This is a genomic window from Clostridium sp. AF15-41, assembly GCF_003604095.1.
Classification (GTDB): domain Bacteria; phylum Bacillota; class Clostridia; order Lachnospirales; family Lachnospiraceae; genus Coprococcus.
Genome location: NZ_QTMQ01000018.1, coordinates 1 through 208, shown reverse-complemented (window position 1 = coordinate 208; position 208 = coordinate 1). Strand labels below are relative to the sequence as shown.

The 208-nt window shown below is 34.6% G+C and carries 1 pseudogene; it reads left to right on the top strand.

Annotated elements, in window-relative coordinates:
* Positions 1-208, top strand: a pseudogene (locus DWW43_RS11010) (hypothetical protein); the annotation flags it as partial.

Here is a 208-nt window from a genome sequence, read left to right as displayed (position 1 = left end):
TAGGAATTGCAAGAAAAGCCGTAGAATGTGATGATATGGTAAAGCTGTTAGAGGGAAAGGGTGAGTATCATTGTGAATTTTTTTATTATGGTCTTGCAGGAATAGATATAACCGATTGGGGCAGTATTTTATCAAGAGGAATCTATGTATTGTATAATGAGGGGGGATATGACTATATTCCGGATATGATTATTGAAGCAATTAAAGA